The organism is Arthrobacter sp. CJL-S3 (assembly GCF_056711635.1).
This window is the reverse complement of the sequence record NZ_CM160046.1, coordinates 575250-593448: the sequence shown is the minus strand read 5'-3', so window position 1 is coordinate 593448 and position 18199 is coordinate 575250. Positions and strand designations below refer to the sequence as shown.

The following is an 18199-nucleotide window of genomic DNA, read 5'->3' as shown; positions in this document are numbered from 1 at the left end:
CTACCCGCAGCCACGGCCGCCGGGGAATCCGTCTCAGATAGTGTCCGCTTCCCTACCGGGCGATTTTGAAGTTGAACGCTCCCGTGCCCAGCGCGCCCCAGAGCCGTACCCAGATCGGCAGCACCATTTCCGCGCCGCGGGCGGTGGTGATGTCGCCCAGGTCGATGATGTCCCGGTGCCCGAACCCCTTAAGCAGCCCGCTCACGGCCTCCTTGGCCGCCGCGTCGTTGCCGGAGAGGAAGACCGAGTGGTCGCCCCCGGCCACACTCGCCGGATCCACCATGACGCTGGCGGTCATCGTGTTAAGGGTCTTGATCACCCGGGCCTCCGGGAAGGCCCGCTGGATCTGCTCCCCGAGGCTGTCGGTGTTCACCGGGTTCAGCGACGGCGGAAACCCGCGGGAGAAGTCCAGCGGGTTCGCAACATCCATGATCACCTTGCCGGCAAGGTTTGCCGCCCCCGCCGCGGTGAGCGCCTCAAGGGAACCCGCGCCGTTGGTGGCGTTGACGACCAGCTCCGCGCGGGCCGCGGCGTCGGCGAACGTGGCGACCTCGACCCGGCTGTGCGCCGCGTGCCAGGCGGCAAAGGCCGGGCCGCCCGTCGCGCCGGGCTCGGTCCGGGCCAGCGTAGCCTTCGGATCCCGCGTGCCGATCACGACGTCATGCCCGAGCGCGGACAGTGCCGCGGCAATCGTGGGGCCAACGGATCCGGTTCCCAGTACAGCAATTTTCATGACGTCCTCAGTTCTGGATGGGCGCAGTAGACAGGTTTGTCTAGATCTGGCCCCGACGCTATCAGACAGACCTGTCTACGGCAAGGATGCCGTGCAGCATCTAATCCCAGCACCAGTCGCTTAGCTGACAGATGTTGTCTGCCCTAGACAGACTTGTCTGGGTACCATGGAGCCATGACGCCGCCAGCAGCCGCCGCACCACAGGCCGTCCGCACGCCGGCCGGGCAGGCCAGGGACAAGATCCTGGCCACGGCCTTCCGGCTTTTCTACGCCCAGGGGCTTCGGGCCGCCGGCATCGATACGATCATCGCCGAGTCCGGCGTCGCGAAGGCCACGTTCTACAAGTACTTCCCGGCCAAGGATGACCTGATCCTGGCCTACCTGGAGAAGGTCGACGGGGTCTGGACCGGGCAGCTCCACGCTGCGGCGGAAGCCGCAGGACCCGATCCCGCGGCCCAGTTGGTGGGGCTGTTCGACGCCCTGGCCAGCGCCTGCCGCCGCGATGGCTACCGCGGCTGCGCCTTCATCAATGCCGCCGCCGAGTCCGCCTCCGGAACCCGCGTCCACGCACGGACGGTGGCGCACAAGGAGCACATCAGGGCCTGGATCCGGGACCTGGCCGTCCGGGCCGGCGCCCCGGATCCTGACCAGCTCGCCCGCAGCCTGACCCTGGTCCTCGACGGCGGCCTGGCCAGCGGTGTGCTCGACGCCGATCCGGCGGCGGCCACCGCCGCGCGCCACACCGCGGCACAACTTGTGTCCGCAAGCCTCAGAACTCCGACAACCCCCAACTGACTCGCAGCAGGAGCCGTTCTGGAGGCTCAAAACGGCCCCTGCTGCCAGCCAGTTGCACTGATACCTCGGGAGGAACCCGTGAACACCATGAAACCCGACCCCGACGCCCAGCTCGCCCGCTGGCAGCGCTTCCGGAACAGCCGCAACACGGCCCTGGCCAGCGAGTACGGCTGGCTGACCCTAACCTCCTTCCAGTGGCTGGAGGACCGGCCGGCTGAGGTGGAACTCGTCCCCGGACTCTGGTCCACGGACGGCACAACGGCGTTCCTCACCGCCGCGGCGGCCGAGGGACTGACCCTCGTGAAGACCGGCGAGCCCGTGGACGGCACGATCAGCGCGGCGCTGGCCAATGAGGAGTCGCTGCTGTGGGTCCAGTACGGCGGCGCGGACGGCCGGCGGGTCGTGGCGGAACTCGCCAGGCGCGCCGACAAGTACGCGGTGCGCACCCGGGATTCGGAGTCGCCGGTGTTCACGGAGTTCGACGGCGTTCCCACCTTTGACTACCGGCCGGATCTGGTGATCGAGGCCACCTTCCACCCCTATCCGGAGCCGGTGGACGTCCCGATCGGCACCGCCAACCCGCTGGTCGACGGGGTCCACCGCTCCGTCGGCGAACTGGTGTTCCGGCTCCCCGGCAAGGACCACGAGTTCCACCTGCAGGCCGAAGAGGAAAAGCTCGGCGCGCTGACGGTCACGTTCCATGACGAGACCAACGGAGAATCAACCGACGAGTGGCGGAAGGTCTCCACGGCCCGGCCGCGCGTCGACCCGCAGGGAAACCGCACCGTGGTCCTGGACTTCAACCGGGCGATCAACTACCCGAGCGCCTTCACCCCGTACGGCACCTGCCCCATGCCGGTGAAAAACAACAGCCTGGACTACCGGATCGAGGCGGGCGAGAAAGAGCCCGCACTGTTCTAGATCTCGTCTAGACGATCGCGGACACCCCGGTCACGGCCCGGCCCACGATCAGCGTGTTGATCTCGAACGAGCCCTCGTAGGTGTAGATCGCCTCCGCGTCGGCGAAGATCTTGGCCATCCGATAGTCGGTGACGATGCCGTTGCCGCCCAGCAGGGACCGGCCCATCCCCACGGTCTCCCGCATCCGGGCGCTGACGTAGGACTTCGCCAGCGCCACCTGCGCCATGTCCGCGGCGCCTTGGTCCTGCAGCTGCGCGATCCGGACCATCATGCCCATGCTCGCCACGGCGTTGCCGAGCATCGTGACCAGCTGCTGCTGGACCAGCTGGAATTTCGCCAGCGGCCGCCCGAACTGCCGGCGTTCGACGGCGTACTGCCGGGCGACGTCGAACGCCGCCAGCTGCTGGCCCACACCCTGCCAGGCGACCATGATCCGCGAGCCGCGCAGCAGTTCGTTGGTGTCCTCGAAGCTGTTGATCCCGGCGAAGCGGTCGGACTCGGCCACCTGCACGTCCTTGAAGACGATGTCCGCGTTCTGCACCGTGCGCAGCGCGATCTTGTTCTCGATCCGGCTCCGGCTCACCCCGGGCAGGGTGGCGTCCACGATGAAGCCGCGGATGCCGCCGTCGGCCTCGTCGCGTGCCCACACCAGCATGTAGTCGCAGAACGTCCCGTTGCCGATCCAGCGCTTGGCGCCGTTGAGCACCCAGCTGTCGCCGCCGTCGGGCGCCCCGCCGGGAACGCGCCGGGCGACGGTCTCCATGCCCCCGGCCACGTCGGAGCCGTGCTCGGGTTCGGTCAGCGCGAACGCGCCGGTGGTCCGGAGGCTGGCGGCGTCCTCGAGCAGGCGCGCCTTTTGCTCCTCGGAGCCGAAGCCGTAGAGCGATTCGACGAAGAGGTCGTGGTGGACCAGGAAGAACGTCGCCAGCGAGGTGTCCACCCGGGTCATCTCGGCAATGACCAGCCCGGCAAACAGGTTGCTGTAGCCGCGCTGGGCCGGGGCGCTGAGCTCCAGGGCCGCGAGCTTGGGCAGGATGTGCGCGGGGAACTCGGCCTTGTTCCACCACTCGCCGGCGAAGGGAGCCACCTCGCGGGCCAGGAACACCCGCAGTTCTGCCAGCTTTGCCTGCTCACCGGCGTTGAGCATCGACTCGAAGTCGAAGAAATCGGCGGTCGGCAGCCCCGCGACCGATTCAGCGGGGGCGGGCGAAGTGGCGATCCCGGCGGGCATCATTTCGGCCCCATCCGAATGGCGCCGTCGAGGCGGATGGTCTCGCCGTTGAGCATGGCGTTCTCCACGATGTGCGCGGCGAGGTGTGCGTACTCGGCCGGCCGGCCCAGCCGGGACGGGTGCGGCACCTGCTGGCCGAGGGAGTCCTGGGCTTCCTGCGGCAGCCCGGCCATCATGGGCGTCTCGAAGATGCCCGGCGCGATGGTGACCACCCGGACCAGCGAGCGCGCCAGTTCGCGGGCGATCGGCAGTGTCATCGCGTGCACCGCACCCTTGGAGGCGGCATAGGCCGGCTGGCCGATCTGGCCGTCGAACGCGGCGACGGAGGCGGTGTTGATGATGACGCCCCGCTCCGGCCCGCCGAGCTCGGTCACGGCCGGCTCGGTGGCCGCCATCGCGGCCGCCGCCAGGCGGATGACGTTGAATGTGCCCACGAGGTTGATCTGGATGACGCGGTTGAAGCTCTCCAGCGGCAGCACGCCCTCCCGGCCCAGCACCTTCCCGGGCGTGGCGATGCCGGCACAGTTGACCACGATCCGCAGCGGACCGAGGGCGACGGCGGCGTCGACGGCGGCCTGAATCTCTTCCTCGCTGGTGACGTCGGCGGGCACGAAGACCGCCCGGTTCCCGGGCCGCATCGGGCTGCCGGCCTCGGGGGCCGCACCCTCGTTGCCCCGGGCGTTCAGCTCGGCGGCGAAGGCGGCGCCGGCGGAGCCCGGCAGGTCCACCAGGACCACCGAGGCGCCGGCGTCGAACAGGCGACGCGCCGTCGCGGCACCCAGACCGGAGGCCCCGCCCGTAATCAGCGCAACAGTACCTTTGATGTCCATGCATCCTCCTTGATGTGGAACCCGAGCCCGCCGCGACACTGTGGGCAGCGTCACGCATTTACCGCGAACATTAGTTAGTGAATGTTAACTGGAATGCGGGCTTTCCGCACCTTCACCCTGCCGCTACTAGGCTGGGCCCATGACCCCGGCCGACATTTCCACCTCCCCCGACCGGTCTTTCCGGGCCAATGAAGCGGCCCGCTCGGTGACCAGGCTGTTCGGGCAGCGGCTCTTCTTCCTGCCGGGAACCCACATCGCCGCGATCGTCCGGCCCTCGGGCCGGCTCAAGAACCTGGCCCGGCCCTGGCACTACTGGTGGCAGGCGCACTACGTGGACTGCCTGGTGGACACCGGGCGCCGCGAACTCGGCACGGGCGGGCGGCCCGGGGCGCGGTTCGACGGCGCGGACCGGCCCAGCGCCGGCCGGCTCGCCTCCCGGCTGGTCACCGGGATCCGGCTCCGCAACTTCCTCACCGTCGTCAACAACTACTACGACGACATGGCCTGGCTGGCGCTGTCCACGCTGCGGCTGGAGCACCTCGCCAGGGACAGCCGCACCAAGGCCGGACGCCGCCGCAATGCCAGGGTCCTGCAGAGCCTGACCCTGCAGTTCCATTCCGCGTCCACGGACGACCTCGGGGGCGGCACCTTCTGGAGCAAGAAACGGGATTTCAAGAACACGCCGGCCACGGCACCGGTGGCCCTCTACTACGCGCGCACCGGCGAGGCGGCCAGGGCGCAGGCCCTGCTGGACTGGCTGGACGCCCGGCTTTTCGACCCCGAACAGGGCCTGTACCGGGACGGCCTGCGGATCACCCCGGGCGGCGACGTGCTGCTGGAAAGCGCCATCTACACCTATAACCAGGGCCCGGTCCTGGGCGCACTGCTGGAGCTCGGCGGCGCAGCCAACCTGGCCCGCGCCGCCTCCCTCGTGGCGTCGGTGGCGCGCAGCCTCACCCTCCCCGGACCCCCGGCGGGACGCGGCGCCTCGGTGCTGCGCTGCGAGGGCAGCGGCGACGGCGGCCTGTTCACCGGCATCCTCGCCCGGTACCTGGCCCTCGCCGCGGTCGACCAGCGGCTCCCGGCCGCGACCCGGGCGACGGCCGCGGCGCTCGTCACCAACACGGCCGACGCCTTCTGGGAGGGCCGCCGCCTGCTGCCGGCCGGGGACCCGCTCGCCCGCAACGGCGGCCGGATCGTGTTCTCCGCCCGCCCCGAGCTGCCGGCGGCGCAGACCTACCCGGCGGGCGCCGCCGTCGAACTCTCCACCCAGCTGCAGGCCTGGATGGTACTGGAAGCCGCCGCCGCCATCGCCGCCGGGAATTAAGTCACGCAATAGTTTCGTAATTGATGTGATCCTCATCACTTAAGACGCCCTCAGCTTGGTTGCTTAGGTTTGGCTAACCTACAGTTTTTCGTAGTGAGCATGCCCTAACTTCCCCCGCTCACAGGGGGCTAGGGTTCCTACGACCTTCCTCCAGAAAGCAGCCCCATGAAGATCCGCAAGAACGCGCTGGCAGGTATCGCACTTGCCGCCACCGCCACTCTCGGCCTGGCCGCCTGCGGCTCCGGCGCCTCCACCGCCCCCAGCAGCAGCGCCGCCGCTGACGGGAAGATCTCCGGTGAGATCACGGTCTACAACGCCCAGCACGAGTCCCTGACCAAGGAATGGGTGGACGCGTTCACCGCGGAAACCGGCGTCAAGGTCACCATGCGGCAGGGCTCGGACACCGAGATGTCCAACCAGATCATCCAGGAAGGCCAGGCTTCCCCGGCCGATGTCTTCCTCACCGAAAACTCCCCGGCCATGGCCCAGGTGGAAAACGCCGGCCTCTTCGCCGAGGTCGACAAGGCCACCATCGACCAGGTGCCTGCCGAATTCCGTCCCTCCACCAACAAATGGACCGGCATCGCGGCCCGCTCCACCGTGCTGGTGTATGACAAGACCAAGCTGACCGAAGACCAGCTGCCCACGTCCATGCTGGACCTGGCCAAGCCGGAGTGGCAGGGCAAGTGGGCGGCCTCGCCGTCCGGTGCCGACTTCCAGGCGATCGTCTCCGCCCTGCTGGAACTCAAGGGCGAAGCCGCCACCGAGGAATGGCTCCAGGGCATGAAGGCGAACTCCAAGGCCTACAAGGGCAACAGCACGGCCATGAAGGCCGTCAACGCCGGTGAGGTCGACGCCGCCCTGATCTACCACTACTACTACTACGGCGACCAGGCCAAGACCGGCGAGAACTCCAAGAACGTCACCCCGTACTACTTCAAGAACCAGGACCCGGGCGCGTTCGTGTCCGTCTCCGGCGGCGGCGTGCTGAATTCCTCGAAGAACGCGGCGGCGGCCCAGGCCTTCGTCAAGTTCATCACCGGCAAGAAGGGCCAGGAAGTCCTGCAGAAGGGCACCTCCTTCGAGTACGCCATCGCCTCCGACGTCCCGGCCAACGAAAAGCTCGTCCCGCTGGCGGAACTTCAGGCACCGACGGTGGACCCGGCCAAGCTGAATTCCGAGAAGGTCTCCGAGCTGATGACCAAGGCAGGACTGCTCTAACCACGTGACAACCAAGCTGGCGGCTCCCGGAACACCCGGGGGCACGACGACGGCGGGCAGGGGCAAGCGCCCCCGCCCGCCTTTCGGCGTTTCCATTGTTTCCGTGCTGGCGGTCCTGATCGCCCTGTTCGCACTGATACCGCTGGGCTACGTCATCGTCATGACGGCCGCCACCGGCTGGGACACCGCCGTGGACCTGATCTTCCGGGCCCGCGTCGGCGAGCTGCTGCTCAACACCGTGCTGCTGATGCTGGCCACCGTGCCGCTGTGCCTGATCCTCGGTGTGGGCGGCGCCTGGCTGGTGGAACGCACCCAGCTCAGGGGGCACAAATGGTGGGCCGTGCTGCTCGCGGCCCCGCTGGCCATCCCCGCCTTCGTCAACAGCTACGCCTGGGTCTCCGCGGTCCCGTCGCTCGAGGGCCTGTGGTCCGGCGTGCTGATCGCCACGCTGTCCTATTTCCCGCTCGTCTACATCCCCGCCGCCGCCACGCTCAGCCGGCTGGACCCTGCCATCGAGCAGTCCGCCGCGTCCCTGGGCCTCGGCTCGTGGCGCACCTTCTTCCGTGTGGTGCTGCCGCAGCTGCGCGTCGCGATGACCGGCGGGGCGCTGCTCGTCTCCCTGCACCTGCTGGCCGAATACGGCGCCTTCGCGATGATCCGGTTCGACACCTTCACCACCGCGATCATGGTGCAGTACCAGTCCACCTTCAACGGCACCGCCGGGAACATGCTGGCCAGTGTGCTCGTGTTCCTGTGCCTGATCCTGCTGCTGGTTGAGGTGCGCAGCCGCGGCAGCGCCCGGTACGCCAAGATCGGCTCCGGCGCCCAGGCCCGCGCCCTGCGCCTTCCGCTGCACGCCTACCAGCTCCCGGCCCAGCTGTTCCTCACCGCGCTCACGGCGCTGGCCTTCGGTCTGCCGCTGACCTTCGTGCTGCGCTGGATCATCGCCGGCGGCCCGGACATCTGGGCCGCCGACGAGTTCCTGCCGGCCCTGCTGCAGACCCTGGTGTACGGCCTCGCCGGCGCCCTGGCCACCACCGTCGTGGCGTTCCCGATGGCGTACCTGGCCGTGCGGCACCCCAGCTGGTTCAGCAAGGCCCTGGAGCTGTCCAACTACATCACCAGCTCCATGCCCGGCATCGTGGTGGGCCTGGCCTTCGTGACCGTCAGCATCAAGGCGGCACCCAGCCTCTACCAGACCTCCGCGCTGCTGATCGCGGCCTACGTGCTGCTGTTCCTGCCGCGCGCCCTGGTCAACATCCGTTCCGGCCTGTCCCAGGCGCCGAAGGAACTCGACGAGGCCGCCCAGGCGCTCGGCAAGCCGCCGCTGCTGGCCTTCCTCCGGGTCACCCTGCGGCTCACCGCCCCGGCCGCCGCGGGCGGCGCCGCGCTGGTGTTCCTGGCAATCGTGAACGAACTGACCGCGACGCTGCTGCTCTCCCCCAACGGCACCACCACGCTCGCCACCGAGTTCTGGAGCAAAAGCAGCGAAATCGACTACGCCGGCGCCGCCCCGTACGCCCTGCTCATGATCCTGATTTCGGCGCCGATGACCTACCTCCTCTTCCAGCAGTCCAAGAAAGCAGCGGGACAGTGACCCAGTACAGCCCTTCCCGGCTCCCGCAACCGCGGGTCGCCGCCTCCGTGGCCACCAGCACCAACAACCACCTGGAAATCAACGCCGTCACCAAGAACTTCGGCTCGCAGGCCGTCCTCATGGGTGTCAACCTGTCGGTGGCCAAAGGCGGCACAACCGCGATCGTGGGGCCCTCCGGTTCCGGCAAGACCACGCTGCTGCGGCTGATCGCCGGGTTTGAGCACCCGGACACCGGCAGCATCCTGCTCAACGGCGCCAAGGTGGCCGGCGACGGCGTCTGGGTGCCCGCGCACAAGCGCCACGTGGGTTATGTGGCGCAGGACGGCGCGCTGTTCCCGCATTTGAGCGTCGGGCAGAACATCTCCTTCGGCCTCGACGCCGGCAAGCTCCCCGGCGGGCACCGCGGCGTGAAGGCCCGCGTCGCGGAGCTGCTGGAGATGGTTTCCCTGGACGCCGCCATGGCCAAGCGGCGCCCGCACGAGCTCTCCGGCGGGCAGCAGCAGCGGGTGGCCCTCGCCCGCGCCCTCGCCCGCGAGCCGGAACTGATGCTGCTGGACGAGCCGTTCTCCGCCCTGGACGCGGGCCTGCGCGTGGCGACCCGCCGCGCGGTGGGCAAGGTCCTCCAGGACGCCGGTGTCACCACCATCCTGGTCACCCATGACCAGGGCGAGGCGCTGTCGTTTGCGGACCAGGTCGCGGTGATGCGCGGCGGACGGCTCGCGCAGATCGGCAACCCGTTCATCGTCTACACGCGCCCCGCGGACCGCGCCACCGCGGAATTCCTGGGCGACGCCGTCATCCTCGACGCCTGGATGGAAGGCTCCCTCGCCACCTGTTCCCTGGGCGGCATCCCGGTGCGCCGGCCCCCGGCGCAGGGGCGGGTCCAGCTCATGCTCCGGCCGGAACAGATCCGGATCGCCGAGGACGGGCCCATCCGCGGCGTTGTGGTGGACACCGATTACTTCGGGCCCGAAACCACCGTGCGGCTCAAGCTCGCCGTCCCTCCGGTCCTCGCCGAAGGGGCCGTGGCGGATCACCGCTACCCCGGCGGCGGCGAAATCATCACCATCCGGCACTGGAACGCCTCGATCGCCCGCCCGGGCACCGAACTGTGCCTCCGTGTCGTCGGCGAAGCGGTGGCCTTCCCGATGGAAGACCTGCCCCCGGCGTAACCGCCGCGGGCCGGCCCGTCGTTGAGCCGGTCCGGCTCCCGGCATAGGGTGGGGCGCATGACTGTTCAGCCAGCGCTCCACCGCCAGCACTGCTCCGTTGCCGCCCCCACCCAGCTGTGGCTCGACGCCGACGGGCGGCTCGCCAGCGGCCACGGCTCCGCCGACGCCGCCGACGCCGCCGGCTCCTCCGGCGCCGCGGGCGGCGGCTGGTTCACCGGCCTGCTGCACGGGGACACCCGGATGCTGTCCCGGGCCGAGGTGCGGGTGAACGGCCTGGAACCGGAGCCCGCCACGGTGGAGGCCGAGGCCGGCGGTGTAATGCGCGTGCGGGGTCTGGTCCGCGGCATCCCGGGACCCACCGAGGACCCCGCCGTCGAACTTCTCCAGACCTGGACGGTCACGCCCGGCGTCGTCCGGCACTCCCTCCAGCTGAGCACCTCCCTCGAGGCGCTCGACGTGGAAATTGAAATCCAGCTCGCCGCGGACTTCACCGACATGGCAGCCATCCGGCTCAGCCGCTTCCGGGAGCCCTCCGCACCGTTCTCCGCGGACGATTCCACGCTGCGCTGGCGCGACGGCGCCCGGACCCTGACCGTCGCCGCCCCCGGCAGCGTCGTGTCCGGCGAACGGCTCCTCTGGCGCGGCAAGGCAGGACGCGGCCGCCCGTTCGAGGTGGAATGGCAGGCCGTCCTGGCCGACAGCGAGGACGCCGTGGTGGCAGCCCCGCCGCCCGCCTCGCGCCGGGTCCGCGCCGAACCGTCCGGCGCCCTGGGCCTGCTGCTGGACAATGCGCTCGACGAGCTCGCCGGCCTCCGCCTGGCCACCCGGGCCCTGCCGGACGCGCCGTTCGCCGCCGCCGGGGCGCCCTGGTACTTCACCCTGTTCGGCCGCGATTCACTCTGGGCCGCACGCCTGCTCCTGCCGCTCGATGCCGGGCTCGCCGCCGGCACACTGCGCGCCCTGGCGGCGTTCCAGGGCACGAAGAACGATCCGGGTGCCGCCGAGGAACCCGGCAAGATCCTGCACGAACTCCGGGCCAAGGAACTCGTCCTGGAGAGCCAGGGCCTGCGCCTGCCCCCGGTCTACTACGGCGCCGTGGATTCCACCCCGCTGTGGCTGTGCCTGCTGGCGGAGCTCGGCCAGGCCGGCCTGGACGACGCCGCGGTCCGTTCGCTGCTGCCCAATGCGGCCCGGGCGGTGGAATGGCTGATGGGCGCCGCCGGTGCGCTCGGAACCACGAACGGCGGGTTCCTCAGCTACCAGGACGCCACCGGCCACGGGCTCAGCAACCAGGGCTGGAAGGACTCCGGGGACGCCATGCAGTTCCGCGACGGCCGGCAGGCCGACGGCCCGATCGCGCTCTCCGAGGTGCAGGGCTACGCCTACCAGGCCGCCGTGGACACCGCCGATCTCTTTGACGCCTACGGCGAGCCCGGCGCCCAGGCGCTGCGGGACTTTGCCGAGGTGCTGCAACAGAACTTCCGCGAGCGCTTCTGGGTCGAGGACGACGACGGCCCCTTCCCCGCGATGGCCCTCGACGGGCACGGCGAGCCGCTGGACATCCCGGGTTCCAACATGGGGCACCTGCTCGGCACCGGAATCCTGGACGCATCGGAGGCCCGGCTGGTGGCGGACCGGCTGCTCAGCCCCGAGCTGTTCTCCGGTTACGGGGTGCACACGCTTTCCCGGCGCGCCGCCGGTTTCTGGCCGTTCAGCTACCACTGCGGTTCGGTCTGGAGCCACGACACCGCGATCGCGGTCCGGGGGCTGGTCGCCGAGGGATTCCTCGCCGAAGCCCGGACCATCGCCGAGGGCCTGCTGGCCGCGTCCGGCTCCTTCGGACACCGCCTCCCCGAACTGTTCGCCGGCATTAGTGCCGAGGAGTCCGGCCTCGCGGTGCCCTATCCGGCGTCGTGCCATCCTCAGGCGTGGTCCTCGGCGTCCGCCGTGGTGGTTGCCCAGGCCATGGGCGTCGGGTTCTAAGGACAGACCGGAGGGCAGGGGCCTGGCCGGTCAGGGGGCCGGCGGCCGCTTGTTCTGCGGGTAGGGCGTTTCGTAACGGGCGAGCATCTCGACGAATCCCGCGATCTTCCGGGCCCTCGTGGCGGCCTGCTTGACGGCGTTGGTCCGGTAAATCAGGGCGAACCTGTTCACCGACGTCAGGACATCGAACATCGCCTGCGCCCGGGGCTCTGCGGCGATGGCCGCGGCCAGGTCCTCGGGCACTTCCGCCGTCGCCGCGCCGGAGTACGCGGCTTCCCAGCGGCCGTCCGCCTTGGCGCTCTCGACGGCGGCGCGGCCGGCAGGCGCCATCCTCCCGGCGGCCTCGAGGCGACCGATCCGCTCCACATTCCGGGCCGACCACATACTCTTCGGGCCCCGGCGGGTCATCCGCTGGAACGAGCTCGCCTCATCGCGCCGCCGGCCCTGGCCGTCGATCCAGCCGAAGCACAGGGCCTCCTGCAGGGCGGCCTCGTAGTCCAGCTCCGTCACCGAGCCGCCTTTCTTGTGCAGCACCAGCCACACACCGGGGCTCTCCGCATGGTGGCGCTCCAGCCACGCGCGCCACTCGGCGGCATCCTTCACCAGCAGTTCCTCAAGTTCACCAGCCATGGCACCATTCTGCTCCGCACTGACCACGGACACCGATTTGGTGGGACTATATCCCTGAGAGCCGAAAACCGTCACGACCCTGAGGAGCAAAGATGCTGCGTGTCCGCCCGATCCACTTCACCTCCCGCCTTGATGAATGGGAGCGGCTGCTCACCGGACTTGGCATGGTCAAGACCGTCGACGAGCCCACCTGGCGGGAGTTCGACGCCGGCTCGGCCGGCTCGCCCTCCATTTTGTCGAGCAGGGCTCGGCCCAGGACGGCACCACATCCCTCGGCGTCGAGGTCGGCGACCTGAAGGAATTCGCGCGGCGGACCAAGGAGGCCGGGGCGGCAGAAGGTGGCACCACCGCGGAACTCTTCGACGCGGAGCACGGCCAGTCCTGCCGCATCACGGCCGCGGACGGCTTCAGCTTCCTCGCCGACCCGGCCACCCGCGCCACGGACGGCAGCTGGGGCGGATCGGCGGAAGCGGACCCGGGCATCGCCGTCGTCGGGGTCTGGTTCTCCGAGGACGCCGTGGCGGCGGCCCGGACCCTGCGAGACATCGGCGCCCAGCCCCGCCCGCTGCCGGGCAGCGGAGGCGGCGGCAACGCCGACATGAACACCGCCGAATCCGAGGCCTTCATGGCGAAGAACGGCGGGATCCTGATGGTCGGAGCAGGCTCCGGAACCGGGATTGCCGGTCTGGGCTTCGAATACGCCGGCGACCTGGCCGCACTCCGCGAGCGTCTGAACGAGGCCGGGAACGAGGCCGCCGTCATCGAGGAAGCCGCCATCCCCACCCTGCACGTGGCCAACCCCGATGCCGACGGCACCGCCGCCCACCCGCCACTCTGGATTTCCGCGGCGCCGTCCGCGGGGTGAGTGGGACCACGCCCCAGCCGCAGGGATGGGGTAGAACTTAACCATGAACGTTCGCACTCCTGACCCGAACCCCGGCTGGCTCTCCGACGAAGATTTGTTCGAGGCGCGCGGACGGCTGCCCATGGTCTACGTCGAGGCCGTCCCGGTCCGGCTGGATCCGCTCGGGTTTGTGAACGAGGTGGGCACGCTCCTGCAGGCCGACGAGGACGGCACGATGGTCCGCTCCCTGGTGTCCGGCCGGGTCCTGTACCGCGAGACCATCCGCGCGGCCCTGCTGCGCCACATGGAGAAGGACCTCGGCCCGCTGGCCTTCCCCCAGCTGCCGATCAGCCCGGTGCCGTTCACGGTGGCCGAATACTTCCCGTCCCCATCCCACACCGGATTCACCGACGACCGCCAGCACGCCGTCGCCCTGGCGTACATCATCCCGGTCACCGGCGACTGCTCGCCGCGGCAGGACGCGCTGGAACTGACCTGGATGACCCCGCAGGAAGTCATGAGCTCGGATGTCCAGCTGGAATTCAGCGGCGGCCGCGGCGCCCTGATCCGCCAGGCGCTGGCCTTCGCCGGCGTCGGGAACTGACCGACGGCGGCTGCGTCCCCGACTTCCGGCGCGCGCCTTTGTAGACTGTTGGGCGGACCGCAAAAGAATTTAAGGACTGCAATGACCCACCCCCCGGCCGCCCCGAACTACATCGAACAGCAGGCTGGATTTCTGCAGAGCGGCGATCATCTGCTCTTGCCCGACGGCAACCGCTCCGCCGAAATCCTGCGCGTTGACGTCGAAACCGACGATTTCGGCACCCCTGCCATGGTCCTGGCGACCCTCACGGGAGGCGGCGGACTCCGGATCGCGGCGTCCTCCACCGTCCTGATCGCCGGCGCCGCCGCCGGTACTGAGGAACCCACCCTCGCGGATGCCGGCTCCCCGCTGCCGTCCCACGAACCGGCTGCCGTTGCGGCCACCGATGCGGCCGGCGGCCAGGACAGTGTCGCCGGCAGCCTCCCGGCCGGCGTCCAGGGCGACGCGGGCGGGCAGGGCCGGGCCGGGGAAGCCGCCGCGCCCGCCGTCGTAGTTCCTCCGCTGCCGCCCGTTCCGCCGGTGGCGAGCGGCCCCAGCGAAGAGGACCTGGCGCTGATCCCGGCCCTTGAGGGCACGCCGGAGTCCGTGGTGCAGGCTGTGGCCGAGGCCCACCCGAATTCGGCGGGGGTGCTGCTGCTCAGTGAACGGCTGGCCAAGGGCATCAACACGAAGTCCGGCAGCTGCCTCAAGGACCTCAGCGACCTCGCGCAGGAGCTTTTCATCATCCTCAAGGACGCCGAAAGCGCCCTCGCCGTCGCGGATCTGCTCAATGTGCTGCCCTTCGACGGCAACCGCGGCCGATGGGCTTCGGTGGAGGCCTCCCTCGCCCTGTCCAGCTACATCTGCCGCCAGCTCGGCCAGGAGGAACGCGCCGCTGTCTACGAGAAGTTCCTGCGCGCCCCCGATGCCATGGAAACGGACCCGTTCAAGGCCCGGATCAACGCCAAGGTCCGCCAGCGCTCGCTCAACGAACCGAACCTGTACGACAAGGAAATCTTCCGCTCGATGGACAACTCGAACCCGGATGCGGAACGCGAGTGGCGGCTCCTGCGGCTCGAGGCGCTGCTCTTCCTGCGCGCCCACGGCGGCTCGGAAACCATCGGCGCCCCGGAGCTGGACCGCCGGATCGGCAACGAACTCGAGTCCGTCCGTTCCTGAGGCATTTTCCCCCTACCCCCTTCCGGCCGGGCGTTGTAGATTCACCCCATGACGAACAATCTGAGCGTTGTGATCAACTCTGACGCGCAGCAGGTTTGGACGATGCTGCGCGAGCCCGCCAAGGTAGCCCAGTGGCACGGCTGGGAAGCCGACGACCAGGCGGCCGAGATCAATGCGATCTACTTCAGCCCCAATGTCATCGAAGGCGCCGACCACACGTCCCTGGTGGTCGACGGCGGGGACGTGTTCACCTTGAAACCGGTCCCGGGCGGCACGGAAGTCAGTGTCACGCGGGCCGCGGTGGACCACAATTCCGAGTGGGCCGCTTGGGACGAGGACATCACGCAGGGCTGGCTGACCTTCATCCAGCAGCTCCGTTTCGCCCTCGAACGGCATCCGCACGGCAAGCGCCGGACCTTCTTCTTCTCTGTCCCCGGGAATGAAGGGTCCGCGATCGAGAAGCTGGGCCTGTCCGACATCCCCAAGCCCGGCGAGCCGTACTCGCTCACCCTGGCCACGGGTGAGGAAGTCTCCGGCAAGGTCTGGTTCCGCAGCAACCACCAGGTGGGGCTCACGGTCCACCACTACGCGGAACACGGTGAGGGCCTGGTGATCGTGGCGGACCAGCCGGTCATCAAGGACATCCGTCCCCAGGGCGGAGCCCTGGTCATCGTCTCCACGTATGACCTCGGGGCGCACCAGCTGGAGTCCATCCGCAACTACTGGGACAAGTGGCGGGCTGAGAACTACCCCACATCCGATCCGCTGCACTAAGGGTTGACGGCTGTTAGCTGGCACACTTGAACGGTGCCAGCCAATCCTGAAACACCCGTGCCACCGCTCCTGCCGGCCCAGCAGTCGGAGTTTTCCTTCCGCGTGGGCAAACGCCTGACCGAAAGCTGCTCGCCGTCGGCGGCCCAGGTCAGCGCGAACGGCGGGGAGTTCCTCGGCCGGACCGGCACCATCACCACGCCGCACGGCGAGATCCAGACCCCGGCGTTCATCGCGGTCGGCACCAAGGCCACGGTGAAGTCGGTTCTCCCGGAGTCGGTCGCCGAGCTGGGTGCCCAGGCCGTGCTGGCCAACGCCTACCACCTGTACCTGCAGCCGGGCGCGGACATCCTGGATGAGGCCGGGGGGCTGGGTGCCTTTATGAACTGGCACGGGCCCACGTTCACGGACTCCGGCGGGTTCCAGGTGATGAGCCTGGGTTCGGGGTTCAAGAAGGTCATCGACATGAAGTCGGTCGACAATTCCGGACCCGACGACGCCGTCGCCCCCGGCAAGGAACGCCTGGCCCATGTGGACGAGGAAGGCGTGTGGTTCAAGAGCCACCTCAACGGCGACCGGCACCGTTTCAGCCCCGAAATCTCCATGAACGTCCAGCATCAGATCGGCGCGGACATCATGTTCGCGTTCGACGAGCTCACCACCCTGCAGAACTCCCGCGGCTACCAGGAGGAATCCCTGGAGCGCACCCGGCGCTGGGCCGAGCGCTGCATCACCGAACACTTCCGGCTCACGTCCGAGCGTGCCGGCAAGCCCTACCAGGCGCTCTTCGGGGTCATCCAGGGCGCCCAGTACGAGGATCTGCGCCGCAAGGCCTGCCGCGACCTCGGTGCGATGAACTTCGACGGCTTCGGCATCGGCGGGGCACTGGAGAAGGAGAATCTGGGCACGATTGTGCGCTGGTGCAACGAGGAACTGCCGGAGAACAAGCCCCGGCACCTCCTCGGCATCTCCGAGCCGGACGACATCTTCACCGCGATCGAGAACGGCGCGGACACCTTCGACTGTGTCTCCCCGACCCGGGTCGCCAGGAATTCGGCGTTCTATCACCCCACCGGCCGGTACAACCTCTCCGGCGCCATGTACAAGCGCGACTTCGGCCCGCTGCAGGAAGGCTGCGACTGCTACGCCTGCCTGAACTACTCCCGGGCCTACATCCACCACCTGTTCAAGGCCAAGGAAATGGTCTCCGCCACACTGATCTCGATCCACAACGAGCGCTTCGTGGTGAAAATGGTCGACGACGCCCGTCTCGCCATCGAGGCCGGCAACTTCTTCGAGTTCAAGGCCGAGACCCTGGGGCAGTACTACTCCTAGGACCTCACGCCGCCCGGGCGCTACCCAGCTCCACGACCCTGTTCTCCAGCGCGCTGCGCCGGGCGGCGTCGAGGACCTCCAAGGTCCGCACGCCTTCGGCGGCCGGCACGGGTCCGGGTCCCCCGGCGCGGACCGCCCGGGCGAACTCGGTGTAGAACCCGGCGTAGTTGCCCTGTTTGGAGGCGACCTGGGAGCGGCCGCCGGGTACCGCCAGGGTCCCCCAGTTTTCTGGCACGTCGATCCCCCAGGTGTCCGGCTCCAAGGCCGGGCGGCGGCCGGCGGCCAGGGCCTCGGCCTGGACGTCGGCGCCCGAGGCAAGGTAGCTGCCATTGCTGCCGTAGGCGCGCAGTTCACGCGTGGTGGAGTGGTTGAGTTTGCTGGCCGAAACCGTCGAGACGACTCCGGACTCGTGGGTCAGGGTCACGAAAAAGCCGCAGTCCGTGGTCGCGCCGAATCGGTCGGTCCAGTCGAGGGTCCCGTAGACGTGGGTTGCCGGGCCCAACAGCCACAGCATCTGATCCACGAGGTGGCTGCCCAGGTCGCGCAGGAGTCCGCCCGCGGCACCGGTCTCAAGGGTGGCGGCACCGTCCTGGTCCATGATCGAGTGAACCCGCCACACCTCCCCGAAGTCACCCGAGGCGATGACCCCGGCGAGGGTGAGGATATCCGCGTCGCGGCGGCGGTTGTGGTAGACGTTCAGGACCACGCCCGCCCGTTGGGCGGCGTCGGCAAGCTCCCGGGCAGAGGCGGCATCGGGGGCGAACGGTTTGTCCGCCACGACGTGGACGCCGGCCGCGACGGCCTCGAGCACCAGTTCGCGGCGTGTGTGCAGGGGCGTCGTGATGGTGACGGCGTCCACCCCGGCGTCGAGCATCTCCGCCAGGCTCCCGTAGACCGGAAGGCCGGGATAATCCGCGGCGGCCGCCGCGCGCTTGTCCGGCGAACGGGCTACTACTCCGGCGAGTTCGACGCCGTCGGCCGCCTCGATGAAGGGGGCATGGAAGTACCTGCCGCCGGCTCCGTAGCCGACAATTCCGATTCGCACTC

At 69.4% G+C, this 18199-nt stretch carries 17 protein-coding genes; 12 read left to right on the top strand and 5 right to left on the bottom strand.

What is annotated here, in order from left to right; genetic code table 11:
- Positions 1–52 precede the first annotated feature (52 nt).
- The gene (locus AC06G6_RS02820) at positions 53–733 is read right to left on the bottom strand and encodes an NADPH-dependent F420 reductase (RefSeq protein ID WP_479826149.1); all 681 of its coding nucleotides are present in this window, start codon (positions 731–733) and stop codon (positions 53–55) included.
- A gap of 174 nt (positions 734–907) precedes the next feature.
- Between AC06G6_RS02820 and AC06G6_RS02815 the strand changes: the two genes are divergently transcribed.
- Positions 908–1528, top strand: coding sequence for a TetR/AcrR family transcriptional regulator (locus AC06G6_RS02815; RefSeq protein ID WP_479826146.1), 621 nt, complete (start codon positions 908–910; stop codon positions 1526–1528).
- 87 nt (positions 1529–1615) lie between these two features.
- Positions 1616–2449 (top strand): DUF1684 domain-containing protein, encoded by an 834-nt coding sequence (locus tag AC06G6_RS02810; RefSeq protein WP_479828515.1) that lies wholly within the window; start codon positions 1616–1618, stop codon positions 2447–2449.
- A 7-nt stretch (positions 2450–2456) separates the two neighbouring features.
- Here AC06G6_RS02810 and AC06G6_RS02805 read toward each other — a convergent pair whose 3' ends face one another.
- Together AC06G6_RS02805 and AC06G6_RS02800 are read right to left on the bottom strand one after the other, a co-directional pair.
- Positions 2457–3683, bottom strand: a complete 1227-nt coding sequence (locus AC06G6_RS02805) for an acyl-CoA dehydrogenase family protein (protein WP_479826144.1) — start codon at positions 3681–3683, stop codon at positions 2457–2459.
- Complete coding sequence (locus AC06G6_RS02800) at positions 3680–4510, bottom strand: SDR family NAD(P)-dependent oxidoreductase (protein ID WP_479826142.1); 831 nt, start codon at positions 4508–4510, stop codon at positions 3680–3682. The genes AC06G6_RS02805 and AC06G6_RS02800 overlap by 4 nt, the downstream gene beginning before the upstream one ends.
- A gap of 139 nt (positions 4511–4649) precedes the next feature.
- Here AC06G6_RS02800 and AC06G6_RS02795 point away from each other — a divergent pair, with 139 nt between their 5' ends.
- The 5 genes from AC06G6_RS02795 to AC06G6_RS02775 all read left to right on the top strand — a co-directional run bounded on the left by AC06G6_RS02795 (position 4650) and on the right by AC06G6_RS02775 (position 11810).
- Complete coding sequence (locus AC06G6_RS02795; protein WP_479826140.1) at positions 4650–5837, top strand: glycoside hydrolase family 76 protein; 1188 nt, start codon at positions 4650–4652, stop codon at positions 5835–5837.
- A gap of 165 nt (positions 5838–6002) precedes the next feature.
- Positions 6003–7058, top strand: coding sequence for an iron ABC transporter substrate-binding protein (locus tag AC06G6_RS02790; RefSeq protein ID WP_479826138.1), 1056 nt, complete (start codon positions 6003–6005; stop codon positions 7056–7058).
- Positions 7059–7062: 4 nt separating this feature from the next.
- On the top strand, positions 7063–8655 hold the full coding sequence (locus AC06G6_RS02785) for an ABC transporter permease (RefSeq protein WP_479826136.1): 1593 nt from the start codon (positions 7063–7065) through the stop codon (positions 8653–8655).
- Complete coding sequence (locus tag AC06G6_RS02780) at positions 8652–9827, top strand: ABC transporter ATP-binding protein (protein WP_479826134.1); 1176 nt, start codon at positions 8652–8654, stop codon at positions 9825–9827. Before AC06G6_RS02785 ends, AC06G6_RS02780 begins: the two co-directional genes overlap by 4 nt.
- A 57-nt stretch (positions 9828–9884) precedes the next feature.
- On the top strand, positions 9885–11810 hold the full coding sequence (locus tag AC06G6_RS02775) for a glycogen debranching N-terminal domain-containing protein (protein WP_479826132.1): 1926 nt from the start codon (positions 9885–9887) through the stop codon (positions 11808–11810).
- 30 nt (positions 11811–11840) lie between these two features.
- Here the strand turns inward: AC06G6_RS02775 and AC06G6_RS02770 are convergent, their stop codons facing one another.
- On the bottom strand, positions 11841–12440 hold the full coding sequence (locus tag AC06G6_RS02770) for a YdeI/OmpD-associated family protein (RefSeq protein ID WP_479826130.1): 600 nt from the start codon (positions 12438–12440) through the stop codon (positions 11841–11843).
- A gap of 136 nt (positions 12441–12576) precedes the next feature.
- On the opposite strand from AC06G6_RS02770, the gene AC06G6_RS02765 reads away from it, so the two are divergent.
- From AC06G6_RS02765 to tgt, 5 genes are all read left to right on the top strand, one after another.
- Entirely contained in the window at positions 12577–13305 is a 729-nt protein-coding gene (locus AC06G6_RS02765; protein ID WP_479826128.1) for a VOC family protein, read from the top strand.
- Between the two features lie 43 nt (positions 13306–13348).
- A complete protein-coding gene (locus AC06G6_RS02760) occupies positions 13349–13888 on the top strand; it encodes an NUDIX hydrolase family protein (protein ID WP_282378028.1) in 540 nt (179 codons plus the stop codon).
- A gap of 81 nt (positions 13889–13969) precedes the next feature.
- Entirely contained in the window at positions 13970–15046 is a 1077-nt protein-coding gene (locus tag AC06G6_RS02755) for a DUF6707 family protein (RefSeq protein WP_479826126.1), read from the top strand.
- 48 nt (positions 15047–15094) lie between these two features.
- Complete coding sequence (locus tag AC06G6_RS02750; protein WP_479826124.1) at positions 15095–15820, top strand: SRPBCC family protein; 726 nt, start codon at positions 15095–15097, stop codon at positions 15818–15820.
- Positions 15821–15853: 33 nt separating this feature from the next.
- Complete coding sequence (gene tgt / locus AC06G6_RS02745; protein ID WP_479826122.1) at positions 15854–17152, top strand: tRNA guanosine(34) transglycosylase Tgt; 1299 nt, start codon at positions 15854–15856, stop codon at positions 17150–17152.
- Between the two features lie 4 nt (positions 17153–17156).
- Here tgt and AC06G6_RS02740 read toward each other — a convergent pair whose 3' ends face one another.
- Positions 17157–18197 (bottom strand): Gfo/Idh/MocA family protein, encoded by a 1041-nt coding sequence (locus AC06G6_RS02740; protein ID WP_479826120.1) that lies wholly within the window; start codon positions 18195–18197, stop codon positions 17157–17159.
- Between the last annotated feature and the right edge of the window lie 2 nt (positions 18198–18199).